This window comes from Kitasatospora sp. NPDC030952 (assembly GCF_055571335.1).
Window position 1 is genome coordinate 72,062 of sequence record NZ_JBVIFM010000015.1, and the last position, 22,009, is coordinate 94,070.

Annotated in this window: 27 protein-coding genes; 14 read left to right on the forward strand and 13 right to left on the reverse strand. The window is 76.6% G+C overall.

All coding sequences use genetic code 11. The annotated features are described in order from the left end of the window. Nucleotides 1-657 precede the first annotated feature (657 nt). The 4 genes from ACZ47G_RS24835 to ACZ47G_RS24850 form a co-directional block, all read right to left on the reverse strand. A complete protein-coding gene (locus ACZ47G_RS24835) occupies nt 658-900 on the reverse strand; it encodes a hypothetical protein (RefSeq protein WP_465746087.1) in 243 nt (80 codons plus the stop codon). A gap of 199 nt (nt 901-1,099) precedes the next feature. After that, the gene (locus tag ACZ47G_RS24840) at nt 1,100-2,107 is read right to left on the reverse strand and encodes an aldo/keto reductase (protein WP_465746089.1); all 1,008 of its coding nucleotides are present in this window, start codon (nt 2,105-2,107) and stop codon (nt 1,100-1,102) included. A 212-nt stretch (nt 2,108-2,319) separates the two neighbouring features. Continuing rightward, a complete protein-coding gene (locus ACZ47G_RS24845; RefSeq protein WP_465746091.1) occupies nt 2,320-2,673 on the reverse strand; it encodes a hypothetical protein in 354 nt (117 codons plus the stop codon). 81 nt (nt 2,674-2,754) lie between these two features. Continuing rightward, nucleotides 2,755-3,483 carry a hypothetical protein gene (locus ACZ47G_RS24850; RefSeq protein WP_465746093.1) on the reverse strand — a complete coding sequence of 243 codons (729 nt, stop codon included), beginning with the start codon at nt 3,481-3,483 and terminating at the stop codon, nt 2,755-2,757. 480 nt (nt 3,484-3,963) lie between these two features. Here ACZ47G_RS24850 and ACZ47G_RS24855 point away from each other — a divergent pair, with 480 nt between their 5' ends. The 3 genes from ACZ47G_RS24855 to ACZ47G_RS24865 all read left to right on the forward strand — a co-directional run bounded on the left by ACZ47G_RS24855 (nt 3,964) and on the right by ACZ47G_RS24865 (nt 6,651). Continuing rightward, nucleotides 3,964-4,509: an XRE family transcriptional regulator gene (locus ACZ47G_RS24855; RefSeq protein WP_465746095.1), complete on the forward strand. Its 546-nt coding sequence runs from the start codon at nt 3,964-3,966 to the stop codon at nt 4,507-4,509. Nucleotides 4,510-4,738: 229 nt separating this feature from the next. Next, the gene (locus ACZ47G_RS24860) at nt 4,739-5,323 is read left to right on the forward strand and encodes a ParH-like protein (protein ID WP_465746097.1); all 585 of its coding nucleotides are present in this window, start codon (nt 4,739-4,741) and stop codon (nt 5,321-5,323) included. Continuing rightward, a complete protein-coding gene (locus tag ACZ47G_RS24865; protein ID WP_465746099.1) occupies nt 5,320-6,651 on the forward strand; it encodes an MAB_1171c family putative transporter in 1,332 nt (443 codons plus the stop codon). Before ACZ47G_RS24860 ends, ACZ47G_RS24865 begins: the two co-directional genes overlap by 4 nt. Here the strand turns inward: ACZ47G_RS24865 and ACZ47G_RS24870 are convergent. After that, nucleotides 6,629-6,916 (reverse strand): hypothetical protein, encoded by a 288-nt coding sequence (locus tag ACZ47G_RS24870; protein ID WP_465746101.1) that lies wholly within the window; start codon nt 6,914-6,916, stop codon nt 6,629-6,631. The genes ACZ47G_RS24865 and ACZ47G_RS24870 overlap by 23 nt on opposite strands. A 128-nt stretch (nt 6,917-7,044) precedes the next feature. On the opposite strand from ACZ47G_RS24870, the gene ACZ47G_RS24875 reads away from it, so the two are divergent. Continuing rightward, the gene (locus ACZ47G_RS24875) at nt 7,045-7,410 is read left to right on the forward strand and encodes a TetR-like C-terminal domain-containing protein (protein ID WP_465746102.1); all 366 of its coding nucleotides are present in this window, start codon (nt 7,045-7,047) and stop codon (nt 7,408-7,410) included. Nucleotides 7,411-7,595: 185 nt separating this feature from the next. On the opposite strand, the gene ACZ47G_RS24880 is transcribed toward ACZ47G_RS24875, so the two are convergent. Genes ACZ47G_RS24880 through ACZ47G_RS24890 form a run of 3 tightly spaced genes read right to left on the reverse strand, consistent with a single transcriptional unit; the run spans nt 7,596 to nt 9,740 of the window. After that, nucleotides 7,596-7,910: a hypothetical protein gene (locus ACZ47G_RS24880; RefSeq protein WP_465746104.1), complete on the reverse strand. Its 315-nt coding sequence runs from the start codon at nt 7,908-7,910 to the stop codon at nt 7,596-7,598. A 43-nt stretch (nt 7,911-7,953) separates the two neighbouring features. Further along, nucleotides 7,954-8,793, reverse strand: coding sequence for an ABC transporter permease (locus tag ACZ47G_RS24885; protein WP_465746106.1), 840 nt, complete (start codon nt 8,791-8,793; stop codon nt 7,954-7,956). Nucleotides 8,794-8,798: 5 nt separating this feature from the next. Beyond that, on the reverse strand, nt 8,799-9,740 hold the full coding sequence (locus tag ACZ47G_RS24890; RefSeq protein ID WP_465746108.1) for an ABC transporter ATP-binding protein: 942 nt from the start codon (nt 9,738-9,740) through the stop codon (nt 8,799-8,801). Between the two features lie 117 nt (nt 9,741-9,857). On the opposite strand from ACZ47G_RS24890, the gene ACZ47G_RS24895 reads away from it, so the two are divergent. The 4 genes from ACZ47G_RS24895 to ACZ47G_RS24910 all read left to right on the forward strand — a co-directional run bounded on the left by ACZ47G_RS24895 (nt 9,858) and on the right by ACZ47G_RS24910 (nt 12,654). After that, nucleotides 9,858-10,304 (forward strand): hypothetical protein, encoded by a 447-nt coding sequence (locus ACZ47G_RS24895; RefSeq protein ID WP_465746110.1) that lies wholly within the window; start codon nt 9,858-9,860, stop codon nt 10,302-10,304. Further along, nucleotides 10,301-10,648, forward strand: a complete 348-nt coding sequence (locus ACZ47G_RS24900; RefSeq protein WP_465746112.1) for a transcriptional regulator — start codon at nt 10,301-10,303, stop codon at nt 10,646-10,648. Before ACZ47G_RS24895 ends, ACZ47G_RS24900 begins: the two co-directional genes overlap by 4 nt. Before the next feature lie 273 nt (nt 10,649-10,921). Further along, nucleotides 10,922-11,341, forward strand: a complete 420-nt coding sequence (locus tag ACZ47G_RS24905; RefSeq protein WP_380460135.1) for a YciI family protein — start codon at nt 10,922-10,924, stop codon at nt 11,339-11,341. Next, the gene (locus ACZ47G_RS24910; protein WP_465746114.1) at nt 11,341-12,654 is read left to right on the forward strand and encodes an RNA polymerase sigma factor; all 1,314 of its coding nucleotides are present in this window, start codon (nt 11,341-11,343) and stop codon (nt 12,652-12,654) included. The genes ACZ47G_RS24905 and ACZ47G_RS24910 overlap by 1 nt, the downstream gene beginning before the upstream one ends. Before the next feature lie 369 nt (nt 12,655-13,023). Here ACZ47G_RS24910 and ACZ47G_RS24915 read toward each other — a convergent pair whose 3' ends face one another. The 3 genes from ACZ47G_RS24915 to ACZ47G_RS24925 are packed head-to-tail and all read right to left on the reverse strand — an operon-like array spanning nt 13,024 to nt 15,157. Further along, nucleotides 13,024-13,617 carry a hypothetical protein gene (locus ACZ47G_RS24915; protein WP_465746116.1) on the reverse strand — a complete coding sequence of 198 codons (594 nt, stop codon included), beginning with the start codon at nt 13,615-13,617 and terminating at the stop codon, nt 13,024-13,026. After that, nucleotides 13,614-14,186: a mycothiol transferase gene (locus tag ACZ47G_RS24920; RefSeq protein ID WP_465746118.1), complete on the reverse strand. Its 573-nt coding sequence runs from the start codon at nt 14,184-14,186 to the stop codon at nt 13,614-13,616. Before ACZ47G_RS24920 ends, ACZ47G_RS24915 begins: the two co-directional genes overlap by 4 nt. Nucleotides 14,187-14,227: 41 nt before the next feature. Further along, nucleotides 14,228-15,157 (reverse strand): LysR family transcriptional regulator, encoded by a 930-nt coding sequence (locus ACZ47G_RS24925; RefSeq protein ID WP_465746120.1) that lies wholly within the window; start codon nt 15,155-15,157, stop codon nt 14,228-14,230. Between the two features lie 65 nt (nt 15,158-15,222). Here ACZ47G_RS24925 and ACZ47G_RS24930 point away from each other — a divergent pair, with 65 nt between their 5' ends. The 6 genes from ACZ47G_RS24930 to ACZ47G_RS24955 all read left to right on the forward strand — a co-directional run bounded on the left by ACZ47G_RS24930 (nt 15,223) and on the right by ACZ47G_RS24955 (nt 20,930). Next, the gene (locus ACZ47G_RS24930; RefSeq protein WP_465746122.1) at nt 15,223-15,993 is read left to right on the forward strand and encodes an NAD(P)-dependent oxidoreductase; all 771 of its coding nucleotides are present in this window, start codon (nt 15,223-15,225) and stop codon (nt 15,991-15,993) included. 172 nt (nt 15,994-16,165) lie between these two features. Continuing rightward, nucleotides 16,166-17,398, forward strand: a complete 1,233-nt coding sequence (locus tag ACZ47G_RS24935; RefSeq protein ID WP_465746124.1) for an MFS transporter — start codon at nt 16,166-16,168, stop codon at nt 17,396-17,398. 205 nt (nt 17,399-17,603) lie between these two features. Beyond that, nucleotides 17,604-18,467: a BPL-N domain-containing protein gene (locus tag ACZ47G_RS24940; RefSeq protein ID WP_465746126.1), complete on the forward strand. Its 864-nt coding sequence runs from the start codon at nt 17,604-17,606 to the stop codon at nt 18,465-18,467. Between the two features lie 210 nt (nt 18,468-18,677). After that, on the forward strand, nt 18,678-19,892 hold the full coding sequence (locus tag ACZ47G_RS24945; RefSeq protein ID WP_465746128.1) for an FAD-dependent monooxygenase: 1,215 nt from the start codon (nt 18,678-18,680) through the stop codon (nt 19,890-19,892). A 73-nt stretch (nt 19,893-19,965) separates the two neighbouring features. Next, nucleotides 19,966-20,736 carry a MerR family transcriptional regulator gene (locus ACZ47G_RS24950; RefSeq protein WP_465746130.1) on the forward strand — a complete coding sequence of 257 codons (771 nt, stop codon included), beginning with the start codon at nt 19,966-19,968 and terminating at the stop codon, nt 20,734-20,736. Further along, nucleotides 20,733-20,930 (forward strand): hypothetical protein, encoded by a 198-nt coding sequence (locus ACZ47G_RS24955; RefSeq protein ID WP_465746132.1) that lies wholly within the window; start codon nt 20,733-20,735, stop codon nt 20,928-20,930. Before ACZ47G_RS24950 ends, ACZ47G_RS24955 begins: the two co-directional genes overlap by 4 nt. Before the next feature lie 3 nt (nt 20,931-20,933). Here the strand turns inward: ACZ47G_RS24955 and ACZ47G_RS24960 are convergent, their stop codons facing one another. Both ACZ47G_RS24960 and ACZ47G_RS24965 read right to left on the reverse strand, forming a co-directional pair. Next, nucleotides 20,934-21,350 (reverse strand): VOC family protein, encoded by a 417-nt coding sequence (locus ACZ47G_RS24960; protein WP_465746134.1) that lies wholly within the window; start codon nt 21,348-21,350, stop codon nt 20,934-20,936. A 35-nt stretch (nt 21,351-21,385) separates the two neighbouring features. Further along, nucleotides 21,386-21,793 (reverse strand): helix-turn-helix transcriptional regulator, encoded by a 408-nt coding sequence (locus ACZ47G_RS24965; protein WP_380454089.1) that lies wholly within the window; start codon nt 21,791-21,793, stop codon nt 21,386-21,388. Nucleotides 21,794-22,009 lie beyond the last annotated feature (216 nt).

Genomic DNA, 22,009 nt, shown 5'->3' on the forward strand with positions numbered 1-22,009 from the left:
GCCGCCCGGACCGAGGCAGCGGCGGCGCCCGCAGCCCCGCGCACCCACAACGCCGCCGCCGCAACGGGCCGCTGGGCCGACACGGGCCTCAGGCCCAGACTCAAGCTCAGGCTCAGGGCAGGGACGAGCGGGTGCACCGGCAGGCCCCGGCGGCCCGGCCTTTGGGGGCGAGGCTCTGCAGGGTGGGCCGCGGTGAGGCTGGAGGCGAGCTGGCCGAGGGCGGCGGCGCCGGAGAGGACGACGTCGGCCCACGGCTGGGCGGCGGCCTCGGCCAGGGCGAGCGCGTCGGAGGTGGTGGCGGTGCGGGTGGATGGCGACCCAGCCGGACGGGCCCCAGGCCCGGGGCAGGGAGGAGCGGGTGCGCCGGCAGGCCCCGGCGGGTCCGGCGGCCGGGGAGGCCGGGAGGCGGGGTCCTCGGGCGCGCCCACGGCCTCGGCCCGGCGGCGACCGGCACACCGACCTGATCCCCCCGCGGCTGCGGTTGGCGGGCCCTCGGGCCCGGAGGCAGAACAAGCAGGTGCGCCAGCACGCCCCCGGCAAACCCGGCCGCCCGGACCGAGGCAGCGGCGGCGCCCGCAGCCCCGCGCACCCACAACGCCGCCGCCGCAACGGGCCGCTGGGCCGACACGGGCCTCAGGCCCAGACTCAAGCTCAGGCTCAGGGCAGGGCAGGGACGAGCGGGTGCACCGGCAGGCCCCGGCGGCCCGGCCTTTGGGGGCGAGGCTCTGCAGGGTGGGCCGCGGTGAGGCTGGAGGCGAGCTGGCCGAGGGCGGCGGCGCCGGAGAGGACGACGTCGGCCCACGGCTGGGCGGCGGCCGCGGCCAGGGCGAGCGCGTCGGAGGTGGTGGCGGTGCGGGTGGATGGCGACCCAGCCGGACGGGGCCTCAGGCCCAGAGGCAAGGACGAGCGGATGCGCCACTACGCCCCGGCGGGGCGAGCGGCCGGGGAGGCCGGGGAGGCCGGGAGGCGGGGTCCTCGGGGGCGCCCACGGCCTCGGCCCGGCGGCGACCGGCACGCCGACCTGATCCCCCGCGACGGCCCACCGCCACCCCGGGCCGGGGATGGCGGTGCCGCGGCTCCGGCCCGGCCGGACGGGGCCTCAGGCCCAGGGCAGGGACGAGCGGGTGCGCCAGTAGGCGTCGGCGGGTTCGGCCATCGGGGCCAGGGCGGCGAGGTCCTGCGGGGTGGGTCGCAGGCGGTCGGCGGTGAGGTTGGAGGTGAGCTGGTCGAGGGTGGCGGCGCCGGAGAGGACGATGTCGGCCCAGGGCTGGGCGGCGGCCGCGGCCAGGGCGAGGGCGTCGGGGGTGGTGGCGGTGCGGGTGGCGAGGGTGCGCAGGGGGGCGGTGTCGTCGCCGGTGGCGTTGCGGCCGGCGAGGCGGCCGTTGGCCATGCCCTCCTTGACGACCACGAGCCAGCCGGCCCGGTGGGCCTCGGCGAGGGCGGGGGCGGCGGAGGTCTCCAGCAGGTTCCAGGTGGCCTGGACGGCGGTGAACAGCGGGCGGCCGTCGACCGTGACGGCCAGGGCCCGGCGGATGGTGTCGGCCTGGGTGGGGCCGCTGGTGGACAGCCCGACCCGGACGCCCTCGGCGGCGAGCGCGGCCAGGCGCTCGTGCAGGGCCGGGTCGGTGAGGGCGGGGCTGTCGGCGGTGACCGAGTGGACCAGGTAGACGTCCAGGCGGGCGCCGAGCAGGGCGCGGGTCTCGCGGATCTGACGGTCGTACACCGCCGTCGAGTGCTCCTTGACCTCGTGCGCGCCGACGCCGCTGGCGCGCCAGTCCGCCGTGTAGGTGTAGCCCCACTTGCTGCCGACCGTCACCTCGGCGGCGGCCTCGGGGTGTTCGGCGAGCCACTGGGCGAGGAACTCCTCGGCGCGGCCGTAGGAGCGGGCGGTGTCGAGGTAGCGCACGCCGGCCGCGTAGGCGGCGTCGAGCAGGGCGTGGGTGCGTTCGCGCAGGGCCTCGACGGTGCGGTCGGCGGGCAGGTCGGCGGCGCGTCCGAGGGTGATGTAGCCGGGCCGGCCGACCGCCGCGGTGCCCAGGCCCAGGCGCGCGGGCTGCGGGCGGGCGGGGGCCTGGGCGGCGGCTGCGGTGGCGGGGTCGGTCGGCATGCTGGTTCTCCTCGGGCGGCGCGACGGTGCTCACCTGCGACTTTAGGGGAGCCGTGGCGACGGGGTGCCGGCGGCCGGTGGCGCGGCCGGTGATGCGGCCGGCTGGTCCCGGCGGCCGGTGATGCGGCCGGCTGATCCCGGCGGCCGGTGATGCGGCCGACTGGTCCCGGCGGCCGGTGATGCGGCCGGCCGGCTCCCGGCGGACACCGCCGCTACCCGGTGACGCGCACCCCCGGCTCCACCGACTGGTCCAGCCGCAGGACGAAGTTGACGTAGTCCCGGGGCTTGCCCGGCCAGTGGCGGTCGTTGCTGGTGAGCAGCCGGCTGCGGATGCCGTCGCGTTCGGTGAGCGGCCCGGTGGTGGTGCGCAGGTTGGGCTGCCAGCCGTGGCCGCGGGGGTGGTGTTCGAGGGTGAGGGTCCAGCTGTCGGCGTCGACCTCCAGGACGGCGCCGGGCCGGCCGGGGAGCACCAGGGTGCCGGACGGGCCCCGGACGACCGCCCGTTGGTCGTAGTCGGCGTTGCGGCCGACCACGGTGATCCGCCAAGCGCCGTGGAACCTGAGCACGTTCGCCCTCCCGCCCTCGCGGCGCGCCCGCCCGACGGCGCGCCCCTCGTCGGGTTCAACGGATGCGGGGCGTACCGGGGATCAAACGGAGGGTGACCGGACGGCGGCGGTCTCGGCGGTGTGGGCGAGGGCCGGGTAGCCGTGGGCGGTGAGGACGAGGTCGGCGTAGCGCCGGTTCTCCAGGGGGATGCCGTGGCGTCGCAGCAGGTCGAACAGTTCGGCCAGCTGGCGGGGTTCGGTGCCGCTCGGCAGTCCGTCGGCGGTGGTGCCGAGGACGCCGATGACCGGTCCGCGGACGCGGTCGGCGCGGTCGGCGCGGCCCGCGCGGTCGGTGCGGACGGCGGGAGCGGCGGGGGCCGACCGGACCGTCCGGGCCGTGCGGGCGGCCCGGGCGGTCCGGGCGGGGACCAGGCGCAGCAGGAGGACGAGCCGGGCGGCGCCGGTGTCGGGGTCCTCGTCGGTCTCCATGGTGAGGCCGACGATGTCCTGCCAGCGGTGGCGGCGCGGGAGGAAGGCCCGTACCAGGGTGAGGCCTTGGGCGTCGGCGCGCAGCCAGAAGCCGTAGGGGACGGGCAGGGCGATGCCGAGGACGGCGGTGCCGGAGAGCAGGAGGGCGGGGACGGCGCCGAGGCGGGCGGCGACGCCGGTCCGGGCGAGCACGACGCCCATGGCGAGGGCCAGGACGCAGCCGACGGGGGCACCGGCGGCCCGCCACAGGAAGGCCAGCCGTACGGTCTGCGGGGCGGCGGGCGGCGCCGGCGGGCGCGGTGGGTCCGGCGCTGCGGTGTGGCCGCGCGGCGTGGTGTCCACGGGTGCCCCCTTCTCGCGTCGTGCCGTCGGGGGGTGCGGCCGGTCGGGCTGCCCCCGCCGGGTGGCGGTACGGCGGTGTGGCAGTACGGCAGTACGGCGGTATGGCAGTACGGCGATGCGGCACGGTGGGGTGGGCGTGGTGCGGGGCGCCCTGGCCCGGTGTGTCGACGCCGTGCGGTCTCACGGGAGTCGGCCCTTCCGTCCGGGGCGCCGAGGCCGGTTCGGGCGGTCCGGGCGGTCCGGTGGGGAACGACAAGTACCGTCGGCCCGACGTGCGGTGATGGAGCGTCAGGTCGTGTCGGCGGCGCCTGCGGGCCTGCCCGTCCAGGATGTCAGCCGACGCTACGCGGGTCAACTGGCGTTGATTGCGGGTATCTTCGGATCCACGCCAGCTGATGCCGTTCGGCTATCGTGACCTGGCCGGCCCTGCCGTCCGTCGAGGTCGCGGAGCGGAGGGCCCGGGCGTGAGGAAGGTGGGGCATGACGGAGTCGACGGGGGACGGCGTTCAGGTGGAACCGGAGGGTGCGTCACCGCAGTCGGACGCGCGCCCGCAGGAGCCCGAGGACGGATCCGTGAACGAGGGCGGCGACGGGGACGGCCCGGCGGGCGCCGGGGCGAGCGGCCTGGCGGCCCGGATCGAGGCGCTGTTCCACACCGTCCGCCGCCCCGACCGCGAGCAGTACACCAACGAGGAAGTGGCCCGGGCCTGCCGCGAGGCGACCGGGGAGTCCTTCTCCACCACCTACCTGTGGCAGCTGCGCACCGGGCGCCGGGACAACCCGACCAAACGCCACCTGGAGGCGCTGGCCCAGTTCTTCCAGGTCCCGCCCGCGTACTTCTTCGACGAGCGGCAGGGCGCCGAGATCGCCAAGGAGCTGGCCCTGCTCGGCGCGCTGCGCGACGCGGGCGTGCGCAGCCTGGCGCTGCGGGTGGTGGGCCTGTCGCCGGAGGGCCTGGACACCGTCAGCGAGCTGGTCGACGTGATCGCCCGCCGGGACGCGGCGCGCAAACGCCCCACGTCCTGAACCCGGGGTCCGGAGGCCGGGGCCGGGCCGGGCCGGGGCCGGGCCAGGCCGGGGCCGGGCCCGGGAGGCAGCGGGCCCGGCGGAGCGCGGGGCGACAGGACCGCCGGACGCACGTGCGGATGCGTCGGCGGGTGGAACCGTAGGGGTGGAGCGGTGAGGGGAGCTCGGCTTGTGGGGTGACTTATGGGGTGGCCGGGGCTACCGGTCCACGCTGCGGCGCTGTCGCCGGATGGCCGAACAGCTGGATCTGCCAAGCCCGTTCGACCCGGTGGTGCTGCTGGAGCGGCTGGCCGTGCGGCGCGGACGCCCGATCGAACTGCTGCCGGTGACGGCCCGTCCGAACGCCCCCTGCGGCCTGCTGGTCTCCACCCTGGAGGCGGACTACATCCTGTACGCGGCGGACACCGGGGTGCTGCACCAGCGGCACATCCTGGTGCACGAGATCGCCCACCTGCTGCTCGACCACGCCGGCTCCGCGCCACTGGCCCCGGCCGCCGCGCTGCTGCCCAACCTCTCCCCCGCGCTGGTGCAGCGGGTGCTGGGGCGCACCAGCTACGACGAGCCGCAGGAGCGGGAGGCGGAGCTGCTGGCCTCGCTGATCCTCAGCCGGGCGGAACGGGCGGACGCCGCCGACCGGCCGGGGCCGGCACCGGCCCACGGGTCGCTGGACGCGCTGGGCGCCCTGCTGGCCGCCGGGCGGCACGGCGACACGGGCCGGGCCGCGGCGCGGCAGGACTCCGCGAATGACTGCGCGAAGGACTCCGTGACGGACGGCCCGGGCCCCGACGGCGGGCCGCAGGCGGGCCGGACGTGAGCGACCTCGCCCTCTACCCCGTCGGACTGTTCTTCGTGCTCAGCGCCGCCCACTTCGCCCGCAGCCGGATCGACTCCCGCGCCACCGCCCGTTACACCTGCTACGGCACGGCCCTGCTGGGTTCCGCCCTGCTGGTGCTCGCCCCGCCGACGGTGGGGGCGGTGCAGGCCACCGGTCTCCCGGTCCTGGCGGTGCTGGTGATCGTGCTCGGCGACGGGCTGCGCGACGGCGCCGCGGCGGCGATGCGGCTGCTCGCGCCGGCACTGCGGGCGGCCGACGAGGGAGCCGGCGGGCAGGCCGGGCCCGTACGGCGCGAGGTCCGGGGCGGACTGGCCCTGCTGGCCGGGGTGCTGGGCCTGCGGCTGGCGCTGATCACCGCCGCCGCGCCGGGCCTGGTGGGCGAGGACCTGACGGTGGGGCCCGAACTGTCCGCGCGCCTGGCGCTGGCCGGGTACACCGCCGTGGGCATGCTCCACACCACCGTGTGCCTGACCGCGCTGCTGCGCGAGCTGGTACGGCGCTCCCGCGCGGCCGGCCCCGGCCGGCTGGGCACCGGGCTGCGGCTGCTGACCGGCGGGCTGGCGGCCGGGCTGCTGTGGAACGCCTGGAGCATGGACGACGTCCTGCGCGCGGCCATCACCGGCCGCCAGGACGGCTCCGAGGACACGCTGTGCGCCCTCCTGGGCGGACTGTGCGCGGCGCTGATCGCGGCGGGCCTGGGGAGCACCCTGTGGCCGGCCGCGACCGAGGCCGTCCGGGGCTGGCAGCGCGCCCAACGCCGCTACCGGGCACTGACCCCGCTCTGGCGCGACCTGCACACCGTGCTGCCGGAGATCGCCCTCGACCCGGCCCGCCGCCTGCCACTGCCCCCGCGCGACCCGCGGTTCGCGCTCTACCGGCGCATCATCGAGATCCACGACGCCCGGCTGATCCTGCGCCGGCACCTCGACCCGCGCGCCGCCCAGTGGCTCGACCACGCCACCCGCCGCTTCCCGTCGCCCACCGCCCACGCCGCCACCACCGCCGAGGCGGCGGCACTGGCCGCCGCCCTGGAGCTCGCCGCGGCCGGCGCCGTACCCGGGCCCGCCGCCGCGACCGCCGAACCGCCAACACCGGCAGCGACACCGGCAGTGAGCGTCGCGGACACCCTGGACACCCTGGACGGCGAGGCCGACCACCTCGCCCGCCTGGCCCGCGTCTACGCCACCTGCCCGGCCGTCGCCGAGGTCCGCACCCGCGCCCGCGCCGAACGGGCCCGCGCGGCACAGCCGGCCGGGGCCGCCGGGGCGGCCCGGACCGCCCCGGTCAGGCGTGGAGCAGTTCGGTGACCAGCCGAACGGCCTCCGGCACCTCGACGTGGTCGTCCGGGGTGGCGCCGAAGTGGCCGCCGGTGGCGCTCAGCACGGCGGTGGCGCCCAGGCCCCGGCCGAACAGCCCCACGTGCTCGGCCGGATCGGGCTGGTCGACCGGGTCGTCCATCGCCTGCAGGACGCGGAAGCCGCGCGCGGTGCGGCGGATCCGCTCCCAGTCGAAGCCGCCCTCGAAGAACCCGGCGAGCAGGTCGTAGCCGACCTCGTGCGCCGAGGCGGCCACCAGCAGCAGCCGTCACCGTCGAACGGGTCGCCGCCCGCGCCGACGTCGCCGAGAGCAGCATCTACCGCTGGTGGAGGTCCAGGGCGCCGCTCGTCCTGGACGCCTACCGCACCGCCGTCGAACAGCGGATGCCCGAACCCGACACCGGCACCCTGGCCGGCGACCTGAGCGCCTTCACCACCGCCCTGTACGGAGTCGTCTCCCACCCGCTGCGGATGCGCACCCTGCGCGGCCTGATGGCCGAGGCCCAGCTCGCCCCGGCCTTCGCCGAACCCTGCCGCCAGTGGGTCCACAGCCGCCGCGCCGTCGCGCTCACCCTGCTCGCACGCGGCGTCCAACGTGGCGAACTGCCGCCCACCGCCGACCTGGAGGCCGTCACCGACCGGCTCTTCGGCCTCTTCTGGTACCGCCTGCTGGTCGGCCACCGGCCGCTGGACCCCGCCCAGGCGGCCGACCACGTCGGACAGTTGCTGGACGGCCTGCGGCACGGTTGAGCGGGTGGCCCGCCGCCGCCCACGACGGAGGCGAGCCAGCGATCGGCCGCATGAGCGACCCGCGGGTCAAGGCACCTGCCCGCCGGCGGCGGCCCGAACCGCACGGTCGCCCTGCTCACCTTCCAGTCCCCCGCCGGCCCGGCCCAGCCGTAACGCCCCGGTGGCAGCGCCCCGGCGGCAGCGCCTCAGCCGGTGTGGGTGGTCAGCGCCTTGACCAGCGCGACGGCCTCCTTGAGGCCGAGGCCCGGGCGTGCGGTGCGCAGCTCGCGGACGGCCTTGACCTCGGCCGTCCGGGGGTCGATGCCGGCGAGCGCCAGGACGTTGCGCGCCCAGTCCGTCCCGGCCGGGCCGACGCCGGGGACGAAGTCCTCCACGATCCGCACGGCCCGGCGCAGGCCCGGGAGTTCCGTCTCGTCGGCGGTGTCCAGTGCGGCCTGCAGGGCCGCCTTGAGGGCTTCGAGGTTGGCCGGCTTCGCGCGGTTGGGCAGGGGGTTGAACACGGTGGTTCCTCTTTCTTCCGTTCAGGGGGCAGGGGTCGGGGGGTCAGTAGGCGGACTTCGCCAGGCGCTTGCGCTCGCGCTCGGAGAGGGTGGAGCCCGACTCGCGGCGGGCCATCCGGCGCAGCAGGCCGGGCGCCAGCAGGAAGCCCGCCACCGCCCAGCACAGCAGCACGCCGCAGGTTTCCAGGTGCTGCCAACCGCCGGACGCCTCCAGGGCCTTGGCGCTGTCGGGCAGCAGGGCGGAACGCACCCCCTGGGCGGTCCAGCGCAGCGGGAAGAGCGAGCCGATCGTCTGGAGGGCGGGCGGCAGGTCGCGCAGCGGGGCGAAGGCGCCGGAGATGAACATCAGGCCGAGCACGGGCATCATGTACAGCGCGAGTGCTTCCCGGGCCGGTGGCAGGAGCGCGCCGATCGCGGCCCCCATCGGCACCACGGCGGCGGTCCCCAGCACCAGCGCCCAGCCCAGCGTCAGCCACTGCCCCGGGGAGTGCGGCAGCTGCGCGTGCAGCAGCAGCGCGCCGCCGAACAGCAGCAGGAGGATCGAGGCGCCCATGGTGGCCAGGACGAAGAGCACCTTGGCGGTCAGGTAGGCGGGCATCGCGCCGGGCACGCCGCGCAGGCGCAGCAGGGTGCCGTCCTCGCGGTCTCCGGAGAGGAGCTGGGGGACGGTCAGCAGGCCGAACATGAAGACGGTGGAGGCGATGCCGCCGGCCAGGCTGAGCTGGGTCAGGCCGCCGCCGGCGCCGTGGGTGCCGGAGCGCCAGTAGGAGACGCCGAGGAAGATCAGCGGTGTGGTGAGGTAGGAGTAGAAGTCCTTGCGGCTGCGCAGGATCTGGCGCAGTTCGATGGCACCGCGCCGCAGGCCCAGGGCGTAGGGGTTCACGGCTTTCACGGTGCCTCCGCGGGGTCGACGGCGGACGCGGCGTTGGTGCCGACCATGCCGAGGTAGGTGTCCTCCAGGCTGGGGCGGCGCACTTCCAGGCCGGGGATCGGTCCGCCGAGCCGCTGGTGCAGGTCCCACACCGTCTGCGAGGGGTCGGCGGTGCGCAGGCTGCGCGGGGTGCCGTCGGGGCCGGTCCAGCGCACTTCGGACTCGGCGCGGGCGGCCGCGGCGAGTTCGGCGAGGGTGCCGCAGGCGGTGAGGCGGCCGGCTTGCAGGATGCCGATGCGGTCCGCCAACTGCTGGGCCTCGGTGAGGTCGTGGGTGGTCAGCAGGATGGTGGTGGCGCGTTCGTCGCGCAGTTCGCGCAGCAGTGCGTGGAAGTCGCGGCGGGCCTCGGGGTCGAATCCGGCGGTGGGTTCGTCGAGGAAGAGCAGTTCGGGGCGGCCGACCAGGCCCAGGGCCACGTCGAGGCGGCGGCGCTGGCCGCCGGAGAGGGTGGCCGCGGTGCGGTCCGCCTGGCCGGTCAGGCCGACCCGTTCGAGCAGTTCGGCCGGTTCGTAGGGGTTGGCGTAGTAGCGGGCCAGGTGGTCGAGCAGTTCGCCGACCCGCCAGCGGCCGTGGTCGCGGCTGGACTGCAGGACGATCCCGATCCGGGCCCGCCAGGCGGGGTCGTCGCGGGCCGGGTCCCGGCCGAGGACGGTGACCTCACCGGCGGAGCGCCGCCGGTAGCCCTCCAGGATCTCGATGGTCGTGCTCTTGCCCGCGCCGTTGGGCCCGAGCAGGGCGAACAGTTCGGAGCGCGCCACCGTCAGGTCCAGGCCGTCCAGGACGTCCCGGCCGCCGTAGCGCATCCGCAGCCCGGAGGCCTGGATCGCCGCTTCTCCCCCGGGCCGTTCGTCTCCGCACCGGTCGGCCGAGGTCTCCTGCGGCGTCGTCGTCACGGTCATGTCCTTGCCTCCCCCTTGCACATGCCCGCCACGCTAGTACTTGCCCAGTGGGAAAGTAAATGCCAGGATCTCCGGTGCCGTCAGGCGCCTTCAGCGACAGGGGAGTTGGAGCATCAGTTGACCGTTCACCACATCGCCCCCGAGGAGGCGCTCGCCTCCCTGCACGCCGCGCACCGGGCCCGGACGGCGGCCCGGCGGGCCGATCCGCTGCCGCGCTGGTACCCGGCCACGGCCGCCGGCCTGTTCGGGGCGGGGTTCGCCCTGATCGGCCTGTCGGTCCTGCTGCCGGAGCGGCTGTGGCTGCCGGCCGCGCTCCTGCAACTGGCCGCGGCGCTGCTCCTGGTCGGCCACGTGGTGGTCGGCCACCGGGTCGAGCACCGGCCCGGCATCGTCCCCGCCCTGTCGCACCCCGCCATGGCGGCTCAGTTGCTGCCGCTGCTCGCGGCCGGGGCGCTGGCCCTGCCGTTCGGCCTGCCCGGATTCCTGCTCACCCTCGGCCTCACCGGCGGCCTCGGCCACCTGCTGCTCCTGCGTCGCGAGTCGGCGCGGGCGGGCGCCGAGTGAGCGCCGACCGGCTGCCCGCCCCGGCCTTCGACGAGCTGATCCACCAGCCCACCCGGCTGGCCGTGGTCGCGTTCCTCTCCGGTTGCGCCGAGGCGGAGTTCCGCGCCGTACGGGAGAACTGCGGGGTCTCGGAGTCCGCGCTGAGCAAGGTGGTCAGCACGCTGGAGGCCGCCTCCTACGTGCGGGTCCGCCGCGGCTACGTCGGCAAGCGCCCCCGCACCTGGCTGCGCCTGAGCCCGCAGGGCCGCCGCGCCCTGGCCGCCCACCTGGCCGAGTTGCAGCGGATCGCCGCCGACGCCACCGCCCTCGCCACCGCCCTGGAGCAGCAGGCGGCCCAGGGCTGAGCCGCGCCCCGCGTCCTCTGCGCGGGAAGTCGGCCCAGTCGACTTCCTACGCAGGGTGCCGGGTGATGCCGTCGCTGCTTCGGCCGGCCGAAGCAGCGACGGAGCAGCGGGGTGGGTGGGCCACGGGGCCACGAGGCGGCGGGGCGGCGAGGCGGCGGGGGGCTGTCGGCGGAAAGGAATATCGTCCGTTCTCGTCCACGTGTCGATCCGGCGTCGCGCCGTTCGACCTTGGGTTGGAAAGGGTCGGCAGGCGACCCCGTCGAGGAGGTTGAGATGGCCAAGTACATGCTGATCATGCGGGGCACGGACGAGACCATGGCGAAGATGATGGAGACCCCGTTCGAGGAGATGCTCGAGACCGTGGGCCGCTTCAACGAGGAGCTGATCCGGGCCGGCGTCCTGGTGGCCGCCGAGGGGCTCGACGACCCGTCGCAGGGCGTGGTGGTCGACTTCGCCGGGGAGACGCCGGTGGTCACCGACGGCCCGTACGGGGAGACCAAGGAGCTGTTCGGCGGCTTCTACCTGATCGACGTCGCCTCCAAGGAGGAGGCCGTCGAGTGGGCCAAGCGGCTGCCGGCGATGCCCGGTTCGAAGTGCGAGGTGCGCCGGGTGCCGAGCATCGAGGAGTTCCCGCAGGACAACGAGTGGATCGTCAAGGAGCGGGCGTGGCGCGAGCGGACCGGCCAGCTCTGATGCCCGCAGCCATCGACGGCCCGCCGGGCGCCGAGGCCGCCCGGCGGGCCGTCGAGGCCGTCTGGCGGATCGAGTCCGCGCGGATCGTCGGCGCGCTGGCCCGCTACACCGGGGACTTCGCGCTCGCCGAGGACGTCGCCCAGGAGGCGCTGGCGGAGGCCCTGGTCGGCTGGGCGCGCGACGGCGCCCCGGCCAGCCCGGTGGGCTGGCTGCTGGCCACCGCCCGGCGCCGGGCCATCGACGCGTTCCGCCGCGCCTCGGCGCTGGACGAGCGGTACGCCGCGCTCGCGGGCCCGCTCGCCGAGGGCGAGTTCAGCGCGGGCGCGGCGGGCACCCCGGCGCCGCCGCCGGAGCCGCCGTTCGACCCCGACCGGGTCGACGACGACGTCCTGGCCCTGATGTTCACCGCCTGCCACCCGGTGCTCTCCCCCGAGGCCCGGGTGGCGCTCACCCTGCGGGTGGTGGGCGGCCTGTCCAGCGAGGAGATCGCCCGGGCGTTCCTGGTGCCGGTGCCCACCGTGCAGGCCCGGATCACCCGCGCCAAGAAGACCATCGCCGCCGCGCACGTGCCGTTCGAGCTGCCGCCCCCGCAGGAGCGGCGGGCGCGCCTGGGCGCCGTCCTGAGCGTGCTGTACGTGATCTTCACGGAGGGCTCGACGGCGACGGCCGGCGAGGACCTGCTGCGCCCCGACCTCGCCTACGAGGCCGTCCGGCTGGCCCGGATGCTGGCCGCCCTGCTGCCCGCCGAGCCGGAGGTGCACGGGCAGCTCGCCCTGTTCGAGCTGACCGCCTCGCGCTTCCCGGCCCGCACCGGCCCTGACGGGGAGGCGGTGCTGCTGGAGGACCAGGACCGCCGCCGCTGGGACCACTCCGCGATCCGCCGCGGCCTGGCCGCGCTGGGCCGGGCCGCGGCCCTGGGGCGGGGCCTGGGCCCGTACGGCCTGCAGGCCGCGATCGCCGCCTGCCACGCGTCGGCGCCCTCGGTGACGGACACCGACTGGGAGCGGATCGTGCTGCTGTACGAGGCGCTGGGCCGGGTGGCGCCGTCCCCGGTGGTGGAGCTCAACCGGGCGGTGGCCGTCGCGATGGCCGACGGGCCGCTGCCGGCGCTGTCCCTGGTCGACGACCTGGCCGTCTCCGGCCGCCTCGCCGGCTCGCACCTGCTGCCGGGGGTGCGCGGCGAACTGCTGATCCGGCTCGGCCGCACCGCCGAGGCCCGGGCCGAGCTGGAGCTCGCCGCCCGGCTGTGCCGCAACGTCCGGGAGCGGGCGGTGCTGCTGCGCAAGGCGGCCGCGCTCGGCTCCGGAGCGTGACCGTACGGCCCCGCGTCCCGACGATCGGACGCGGGGCCGTACCGGTCGGGCGGCTCAGCCGCTCAACCGCTCAGCACTGGGGGCGGCGGCCGTGGTTGGCCCCGCGCCTGGCCCGGGCCTTCTTCTTGCGGCGGCGCTTCGACGACATGGCGGACTCCTCTCGCAACCGGCCCCCGGGGGGCGCTCCCCCGGTCCTCCACCGTTCCACACCCGGCCCACCCCGGCCCGTCGAGCGCCGAGCACCGAGCGCCGCCGTCGACGGAGACGGAGACGAAGACGGAGACCGCGACGGAGACGCCGGCCCGGTCGGGTGCGGCGGCGGCCAGGCGAAGGCGGCGCCGACGGAGCTGCCGACCAGGACGGGCGCGGTCAGCTCCCGGGCGTCGACCGCTGCCTGTCGACCGGCGCCCCGCCCGGCGCCCTGTCGACCGGCGCCCCGCCGCCCGCCGACGCCACCTGCTGGGCGCCCGGCCGGCGCCCGTCCAGGTGCCGCCGGCAGACCTCCCGGAAGCGCGGGTGGCGCTCGCCGATCGCGGTGAGCACCGCCCGCATCTCGGCGGCCGTGGGCAGCGGGTACGCCTCGTGGTGCAGGGCCAGGTGCAGCCGGACGGGGTCGTCGCAGTGCCGTAGCCAGTCGTCCAGGGTGTGCTTCATGGAGGTGCCGTTGTCGGTGCCGGACCACGCGGCGACGTTCAGGAAGACGGTGCCCTGCTCGACGGTGGCCCACCCGGCGTGCACGGCGCGGGCGACGGGTTCGGCGATGTCGTCGGCGCCGTGGGCGGCGATCAGGGCGTCCACGGCGTCGAACAGCTCGTCCGGCAGCTCGCCCGGATCACCCGCGCCGCCTGCACCGCCCGCCTCACCCACTGCGCCCGCCAAGCCCGCCGAGCCCGCCTCGTCCGCGGTGCCCGGGGGCGGCGGCAGCGCGCACAGTCGGCGCAGGGCCGCGGCGGCTGTGGTCACTGGCCCACGCGGCCGTCCACGCACTCGCGCAGCAGGTCGGCGTGGCCGCAGTGGCGGGCGTACTCCTCGATGCGGTGCACCTGCAGCTCGCGGACCGAGAGGCGCTGCTCGCCGAGCCGCTCCCCGAGGTCCGGGTGGGCGGCCAACTCGGCGTCCAGTGCGGCCTGTTCGCGCTCCAGGTCGCGCCAGGCGGCCGCCACCAGGGCCGGGTCGGCGGCGGCTCCGTCGAAGTCCGCGTCCCGTGGGCCGTAGAGCTTGGGCAGCGGCTCGCCCTCGGTGATCCAGTTGCGCCAGTCCCGCTCCACCCGGGCCAGGTGCCGCACCAGGCCGAGCAGCGACATCGTCGACGGCGGCACCGAGCGGCGGGCCAGCTGCTCGGCGTCCAGGCCCTCGCACTTCATCCGCAGGGTGAGGCGGTAGTCGGTCAGGTACTCCGCCAGGGTGGCCGCTTCGCCGTCCGGGGCGGGCCCTTCGCTGTTGCGCGGGTCCTCGTCCGGGTCGGCCCACATGTCGGGGTAGACGCTCGCCTGGGTCCATCGCTCGGGTCGCTCGGATCGCTCGGTTGCCATCCGGGCATCCTCGCCCGCAACGGCCCTCCCCCGCCACCGAGTTACCGCCCGGAGCGGACACCCGGAGCGGACACCCGAACCGCCCCCGCCCGCAGGAAGCCGGTGAAGCCCTCGACCGCGGGCGGCACCCGCTGTCCGCGGCGGGTGGCCGTGCACACGTGCCGGACCGGGGTGTCCTGGGGGTGGAGGGGGATCAGGGCGATGTCGGGGCGGGCGGCGCGGGCGGCCAGGGAGGGGACCAGGGTGGGGCCCAACCCGGCGGCGACCAGGCCGAGTTTGGCGGTCCAGGCGCCGACGGCGTACTCGATCCGGGGCTGGAAGCCGCTGCGCAGGCAGGCGGCGAGGAGGGTGGATCCGGGGTCGCGGCGGGCGGCGATCCAGGGTTCGTCGGCGAGTTCGGCCAGCCGCAGGCGACGCCGGCCGGCGAGCCGGTGGCCGCGGGGCAGGGCGACCAGGACGGGGTCGGCGAGCAGCGGCCGCAGGTCGAACTGTTCGCTGTCGTAGGCGTCCTGGGGGTTCTCGGTGTAGGAGGCGACCACGGCGAGGTCGATGGTGCCGTCGGCGAGCCGGTCGAGCAGCTGGGCGGCGAGGCCTTCGGTGAGGGTGATCTCGACCTGCGGGTGGGCGGCGCGGAAGGCGGCCAGGGCGCTGGGGACGAGTTCGGCGTTGGCGCTGTCGAAGGCGCCCACCCGCAGGCGTCCGGCGTCCAGTTCGGTGAGGGCGACGAGGTCGCGCCGGGTGGTGTCGAGGCGTTCCAGCAGGGCTTCGGCGTGCGGGAGCAGGGCGCGTCCGTGGTCGGTCAGCCGCACCCCGCGGGCCAGCCGGTCGAACAGCGGGACGCCCAACTCGCCTTCCAGGGTGGCGATCTGGCGGGAGATCGCGGACTGGGTGAAGCCCAGCCGCTCCCCCGCGGCGGTGAAGGAGCCGAGGTGCGCGACGGTGCGGAAGACGTCCAGCCAAGCCATGTCCATTCCGCATGAGTAGCATGCGAGACATTCGCTTGTCGCCTGGCTCGGTGCTGCCTAGCGTGACGGCCATGGAAAAGATCGCCTTTCTGGGCCTGGGCCGGATGGGGCTGCCGATGGCCCGCCGCCTCGCCGCCGCCGGCCACCCGCTGACCGTCTGGAACCGCACCCCCGGCCGCGCCGACGGCCTCACCGAGGCCGCGAGCCCGGCCGAGGCCGTGGCGGGGGCCGGCGTCGTCGTCACCATGCTGTCCGACCCGCAGGCCGCGGCCGAGGTCGCCGGACGGTTCACCGCCCACCTGGCCCCGGGCACCCTGTGGATCGACATGTCCTCGATCGGCCCGCGCGCCGCCGCCGATCTGCGCGCCCGACTGCCCGACGGCTGCGCGATGGTGGACGCCCCGGTGCTCGGCAGCGTGGGCCCGGCGGCCAGCGGCGACCTGGTCGTCTACGCGGGCGGCGAGGACGCCGACCTGGACCGCGCCGAGCCCGTCCTGGCCCACCTCGGCCGGGTGCGGCGCTGCGGCGGCCCGGGGACGGGGGCGGCGCTGAAGGTCGTGGTGATCGGCGCGATCGTGGCCTCGGTCACCGTGCTGAGTGAAGTGGTCGCGGTGGCCGAGGAGTTGGGTGTGCCGCGGCAGGAGGCCATGGACGTGCTGGCGGCCGGGCCGCTCGCGGGGGTGGTGGCCCGGGCGCGCAGCACGGAGTCGGACTTCCCGGTGCGGCTGGCGGCCAAGGACCTCGCCCTGGCGGGCGGCGGCCCGGTGCTGGCGGCGGCCCGTCAGGTGCTGCTGGCGGACCCGTCGATCGCGGAGCGGGACCTGTCGGCGGTGGTGGGCTGAGGAGTCGGTGGTGGGCCGGTCCACCCCCTAGGAGGAACGTCCAGAGCCCGGGCCCCGGCGCGGCGGGCGCTTTGGTAGGCGGCGCCGATGGCCGGGCCCGGGTGCGGCCCTGTGTAGTGGGGAGCTCCCCGCTGGTCCCCCGACGACCGGTCCCCGACGAAGGGCGCCCCCCTTGTCCGCTCGCAGCGCCGTGCACGGCGTCGTCCGGCTGGCCGGGCCGCGCCTGCCGGTCGTCTCCTTCCTCGCCCGGCTGCCCGCCGCGCTGTGCCCGACCGGGACGCTGCTGATGGTCACCGCCCTGGGCGGGGTCGGCCGGGCCGGCGTGGTGGCGGGCGTGCTGTGGGGCGGCCAGGCGGTGGGCGGGCCGCTGCTGGGCCGGCTGGCCGACCGGCGCGGCCACCGTCCGGTGATCCTGGCCGCGTCGGTGGCCAACGCGCTGATGACCGCCGCCCTGGTCGTGTCCGTGGTCGGGGCGCTGCCGACGGCGGTGCAGGCCGGGTGCGCGGTGCTCACCGGCTTCACGGTGCCGCAGATCGGCCCGCTGTCCCGGACCCGCTGGATCGCGCTGGCGAGCGGGCGCCGCGACGGCGCCGAACTGGTCGGCTCCGCGCTGTCGTTCGACACCGTGGTGGACGAGACCAGCTTCGTGGTGGGCCCCGCGCTGGTCGGGATCCTGGCCTGGGCGGTGCACCCGGCGGCGGGGCTGGTCTGCGCGGCGGCGCTGACGGCGGTCTTCGGTGTGCTGTTCGCGCTGCACCCGACGGCCCCGGCGGCGGTGCCGCGCACGGTGGCGGCCGGGCGGCTGCGCCCCGGGCCGCTGCTGGTGCTGCTGGCCGTGACGGTGCTGCAGGGCGTGGTGTTCGGCGCCACCAACACCGGCGTGCAGTACCTGGCCCGGGGTGACGCGGGCCTCGGCGGCCTGGTGTGGTCGGCGATGGGGGTGAGCAGCGCGGCGGCCGGGTTCCTGCTGGCGTCGTTCTCCGGGCGGTTCGACCTGACGGCGCGGCTGCGCACGGCCGTGGCGGTGCAGGCGCTGCTGTTGCTGACGCTGCTGCCGGTGGGCGGGGTGGCGGGTACGGCGTGGTCGGTGGGGGCGATCGGGCTGGCGGTGGCTCCGACCCTGATCGCGGTGTTCGGGCTGGCGGAGCGGGTCGCGCCGCCGGGGCGGATGGGCGAGGCGATGACGCTGCTGGGCAGCGGGCTGATCGCGGGGCAGGGCCTGGCGGTGACGGGCGCGGGGCCGCTGGTGGGCGCCCACGGGCACCCGGCGGCGTTCGCGCTGGCGTGCGCGGCGGGCGGCCTGGCCCTGCTGCTGGTGCTGGCGCTGGTGCGCCTGCCGCGGTTCCCGCCGGCCCGGGCCGCGGCGGCCCCGCGGGTCAAGGCGGCGCCGGCCCCGTCGGCCTGACGGCCCGCGCCCTCAAGCCCGAGCCCCGAAGCCCGAGCCTGAAGCCCAGCGCCCGAGCCCCGACACCCCGAAGCCCGTCAGCCGGCCGTCCGCACGTTCACCCGTTCAGGGAGGCTGGTGTGCGGGCCGGGGCCGGTGGGACATAGCGTCGGGGCGGCGTACGGGGGTCGGCGCGAAGCCCTGGAGGGCGGCGGGAGTGCGGGTCATGAGGGCTGGACGGGGCGCTGCGGCGCTGGCGCTGGCGGCGGTGGTGCTGACGGCCTCGGCGTGCGGGGCGTCCGCCCCCGGCACGAGCGCGGACGCCAGGGCCAGGGCCGGGGCCGCCGGGCGGGCGGGCGGCGCGGGCGCGGCGGCGCCGGACCCGCAGGGCCGTCCGCTGGCCCTGGTCTACCGGGGCCCGGCGGCCTGCGAGGGCTGCCCGGAGGCGGCGCACGACCTGCTGGAGCGGGACGGCTTCGCGGTGCGCTACATCGGGCCCGAGGAGGAGACCCGGTTCGGCCCGGACGCGCTGTCCGGCGTCGCGCTGTACGTGCAGCCGGGCGGCACCAACGGGCAGGAGGTGTCCACCGCGTGGCGCCTGATGCAGCGCGACCAGGGCTTCTCCCCCGAGCTGGTGCGCGCGTACGTGCGCGGTGGCGGGCACTACCTGGGGCTGTGCATGGGCGGCTACCTGGCGGGCCGCGACCCGGGCTACGGCCTGCTGCCGGGCGACTCGGGCCAGTACATCAGCTCCCAGGGCGCCACCGTCACCGACGAGCAGGACCACCTGGTCGACGTCTCCTGGCGCGGGCGGCCGCAGCGGATGTACTTCCAGGACGGCCCGTACTTCGACGTGAACGGCCCGGACGCGGACGTGCTGGCCCGCTACACCAACGACCGGGCGGCGGCCGTGGTCGCCCCCTACGGCGCGGGGCGGGTGGCGGTCAGCGGCCCGCACCCGGAGGCGCCGTCGGACTGGTACCGCGACTACGACCTGCCGGACGAGTCGCAGACCGGCCTGGGCCTGGGCGGGGACCTGCTGCACACCCTGATGGGCACCGCCCCGAGCCCTGAGCCCCCGGCGCCCTGACACCCCGCCCCGCCCGGTCCCACCTCAGGCCCGGCCCCCAGACCCGCACTAGTGCACCCCGGGCGCCGCCCGCCTGGGCAAAGCCCCCCACCACGGCCCCGCACGGCCCGGAGACACCCCCGAACCGCCCTAGTGCACTAGTGCGTCAATCCCAAATAACCGCAGAACAAGGCTTGTTGAGCCCCGTGCGTACGCCGTACGGTGGCAGGCATGGAGAACACCGACATCCTCATCTCCGGCGCCGGCATCGCCGGCCCCGCCCTCGCCTACTGGCTGCGCCGCCACGGCTTCCGCCCCACCGTCGTCGAGCGCGCCCCCGCCCCGCGCCCCGGCGGACAGGCCGTCGACCTGCGCGGCGCCGGACGCACCGTCATCGAGCGGATGGGCCTGATGGAGCGGGCCCGCGCGCTGTGCGTGGAGCAGCGCGGCATCGCCCTGGTCGACACCCGCGGCCGGCACGCCGCCCGGATGCCCGTCGAGCTGTTCGAGGGCGAGGGCATCGTCTCCGAGCTGGAGATCCTGCGCGGCGACCTCGCCGACCTGCTCCGGGAGGCCACCGACGGCGTCGAGTACCGCTACGACGACAGCGTCACCGCCCTCGACCAGGACGCCACCGGCGTCACCGTCCGCTTCGAGAACTCCCCCGCCCGCCGCTTCGGCCTGGTCATCGGCGCCGACGGCCCGCACTCCGTGGTGCGCCGGCTGGCCTTCGGCCCCGAGCGGGACCACTACCGCCCGCTCGGCGGCTACCACTCCTGGTTCACCGTCCACGACCCGGCGCTGGCCCGCGGCCTGGACAGCTGGTTCCTGATGTACAACGCCCCCGGCGGACTGGTGGCCGCCGCCCGGCCCGGCCGGCTGCCCGGCGAGGTCAAGGCCTCGCTCGGCTTCCGTTCCGCCCCGCTGGACCTCGACCGCCGCGACGAGGCCGCCCTGCGCCGCCTGCTCGCCGCGCGCTTCGCCGGCGCCGGCTGGCAGGTCGAGCGGCTGCTCGCCGGCCTGGCCGCCGCCGACGACTTCGCCTTCGACTCCTACGGCCAGATCCACCTGGAGCGCTACAGCTCCGGCCGGGTCGCCCTGCTCGGCGACGCCGGCTACAGCCCCAGCCCGCTCACCGGCCTGGGCACCAGCCTCGCCCTGGTCGGCGCCTACCTGCTGGCCGGTGAACTCGCCGCCGCCGCGGGCGACTTCCGCACCGCCTACGCCCGCTACGAGGAGCTGATGCGCCCCTACGTGACCCGCGCCCAGGAGCTGCCGCCCGGCGGCGTCCAGGGCTACGCCCCCGACAGCGCCCTGATGATCCGCCTGCGCGCCGCCTCGATGCGCTGGATGGGCCGCTGGCCGCTGCGCCCCCTCCTGGCCGCCCAGTTCGCCAAGGCCGGCGACATCGTCCTGCCCGACTACCCGCTGCCCGCCCACGCCTGAAGCCGGTCCGGCACCCCGGCGTCCGGCACCCCCGGCTTGCACCTGACGCGACGTGAGGAGGAATGCTCGTGCCATGCCCACCGACGAACAGACCTGGAAGGTCGGCCCGCTCGCCGAGGCGAGCGGACTGACCGTACGCACCCTCCACCACTGGGACCGGATCGGCCTGCTCAGCCCCTCCCGGCGCACCGCCTCCGGCCACCGCGCGTACACCGAGCCGGACGTCGTGCGGCTCTACCAGATCCTCGCCCTGCGCCGCCTGGGCCTGGGCCTGGAGACCATCGCCACCTGCCTGGACGCCGGCGTCGACCCCCGGCGCCTGGTGCGCGAGCACCTCGCCGCCACCGAGGCCTCCCTCACCGCCCTGCGCGCCCTGCACGAGCGCCTGAGTCACCTGCACGGCGAACTCGACGCCGAACGCGAGCCCGGCACCGCCGACCTGCTGCGCCTGGTCCGGGCCGTCGGCGCCACCGGACCCGCCGCCGACGAGGCCCTGCGCCGCCACCTCGACGACGACCAGCTGCACGCCCTCGCCGACCACGCCGCCGCGCTGGGCCCCGCCGCCCACTACCTGCTGGAGGTCGAATGGCCCCAGCTCTACCGCCGCGCCGAAGCCCTGCGCGGCGAGGGCGCCGACCCCGCCGACCCCCGGGTGCGCCGCATCGTCCAGCGCCTGGACGAGCTCTCCCGGCTCTTCAGCGGCGGCGACACCACCCTGTCCGCCGCCGTGCGCACCGCCTGGCGGGAGGACCCGGCCGCCCTCTCCGGCGACCCGGCCGCCCCCGCCGACGCCTGGGCCGACCTGCGCGCCTTCCTCGACCGGGCCCGGCAGGACGCGTCATGATGCCCCGTCACATCAGGCTGCGGGTCAGTCTGTTGAGCACCCTGCCGGTCCTGGCGGTGGCCGTCCTGGCGCTGTTCCCGCCGTCCCTGGCCGGTGTGCTGCCCTGGTCGGTGCCGTCGGCCGTGCTGCTGGCCCAGGGAGCGCAGGCCTGGCTGGTCTTCCACCGCCTGGGCCGTACCCGGAGCGGGAGTTGACGGCTACCTGGTGCGCGGCTGGTTGAAGCGCAGCATGTTGCCCGCCGGGTCGCGGAAGGCGCAGTCGCGCACGCCGTAGGGCTGGTCCATCGGTTCCTGGAGGACTTCGGCGCCGGCGGCGCGGATGCGTTCGAAGGTGGCGTCGCAGTCGTCGGTGCGGAAGATGACGCCGCGCAGCAGGCCCTTGGCCAGGAGTTCGGCGGCGGCCTGGCGGTCGTCCGCGGAGGCGTGCGGGTCGGCCAGCGGGGGTTCCAGGACGATCTCGACCCCGGGCTGGTCGGGCGAGCCGACGGTGACCCACCGCATCCCCTCGAAGCCGACGTCGTTGCGGACCTCGAAGCCGAGCACGTCGCGGTAGAAGGCGAGCGCCTTGTCGTGGTCGTCGACGGCGATGAAACACTGGGCGAGTTCGATGCTCATGCCCGTCAAACTAGCGCTCCGGTCGGGCCGGGGCCTCATGTGCGGCGGACCGGGCGGGTGCGGATCTTGGCGACGCAGGCGGGGATCGGCTCGCCGTCGGCGTGGTCGCGGGAGCGGTAGGCGCTGGGGCTCTCGCCGACGAGCTCGGTGAAGCGGGTGCTGAAGGAGCCCAGCGAGGTGCAGCCCACGGCCATGCACACGTCGGTGACGCTGAGGTCCCCGCGGCGCAGCAGGGCCTTGGCCCGTTCGATGCGGCGGGTCATGAGGTAGCTGTACGGGGTCTCGCCGTAGGCGGTGCGGAAGCTGCGGGAGAAGTGGCCGGGGGACATCAGCGCGGTGGCGGCCAGCGCGGGGACGTCCAGCGGCTGGTCGTACTCGCGGTCCATCCGGTCGCGGGCCCGGCGCAGCAGGACGAGGTCGGCGAGGGGCACTCGGGTGGGCATACGGCCACGGTACCGAGCGGCACTGACGAGCCTCCCCCGCCCGGCAGCGCCCCGGCGCCCGCCCGCGGCCGGCGGCCCGGCCCCCGGCCCCCGGCTGCGGCCCCGATCAGGGGCGATCTAGGGCCTGCCTTCAAACTCCCGTCGTCCGCCCGGAGGGCGGGCGGGGCGGCGTTGGGGTGCGTGCATCGCAAGGCGGAGGAGCGAGCCCAATGCAGC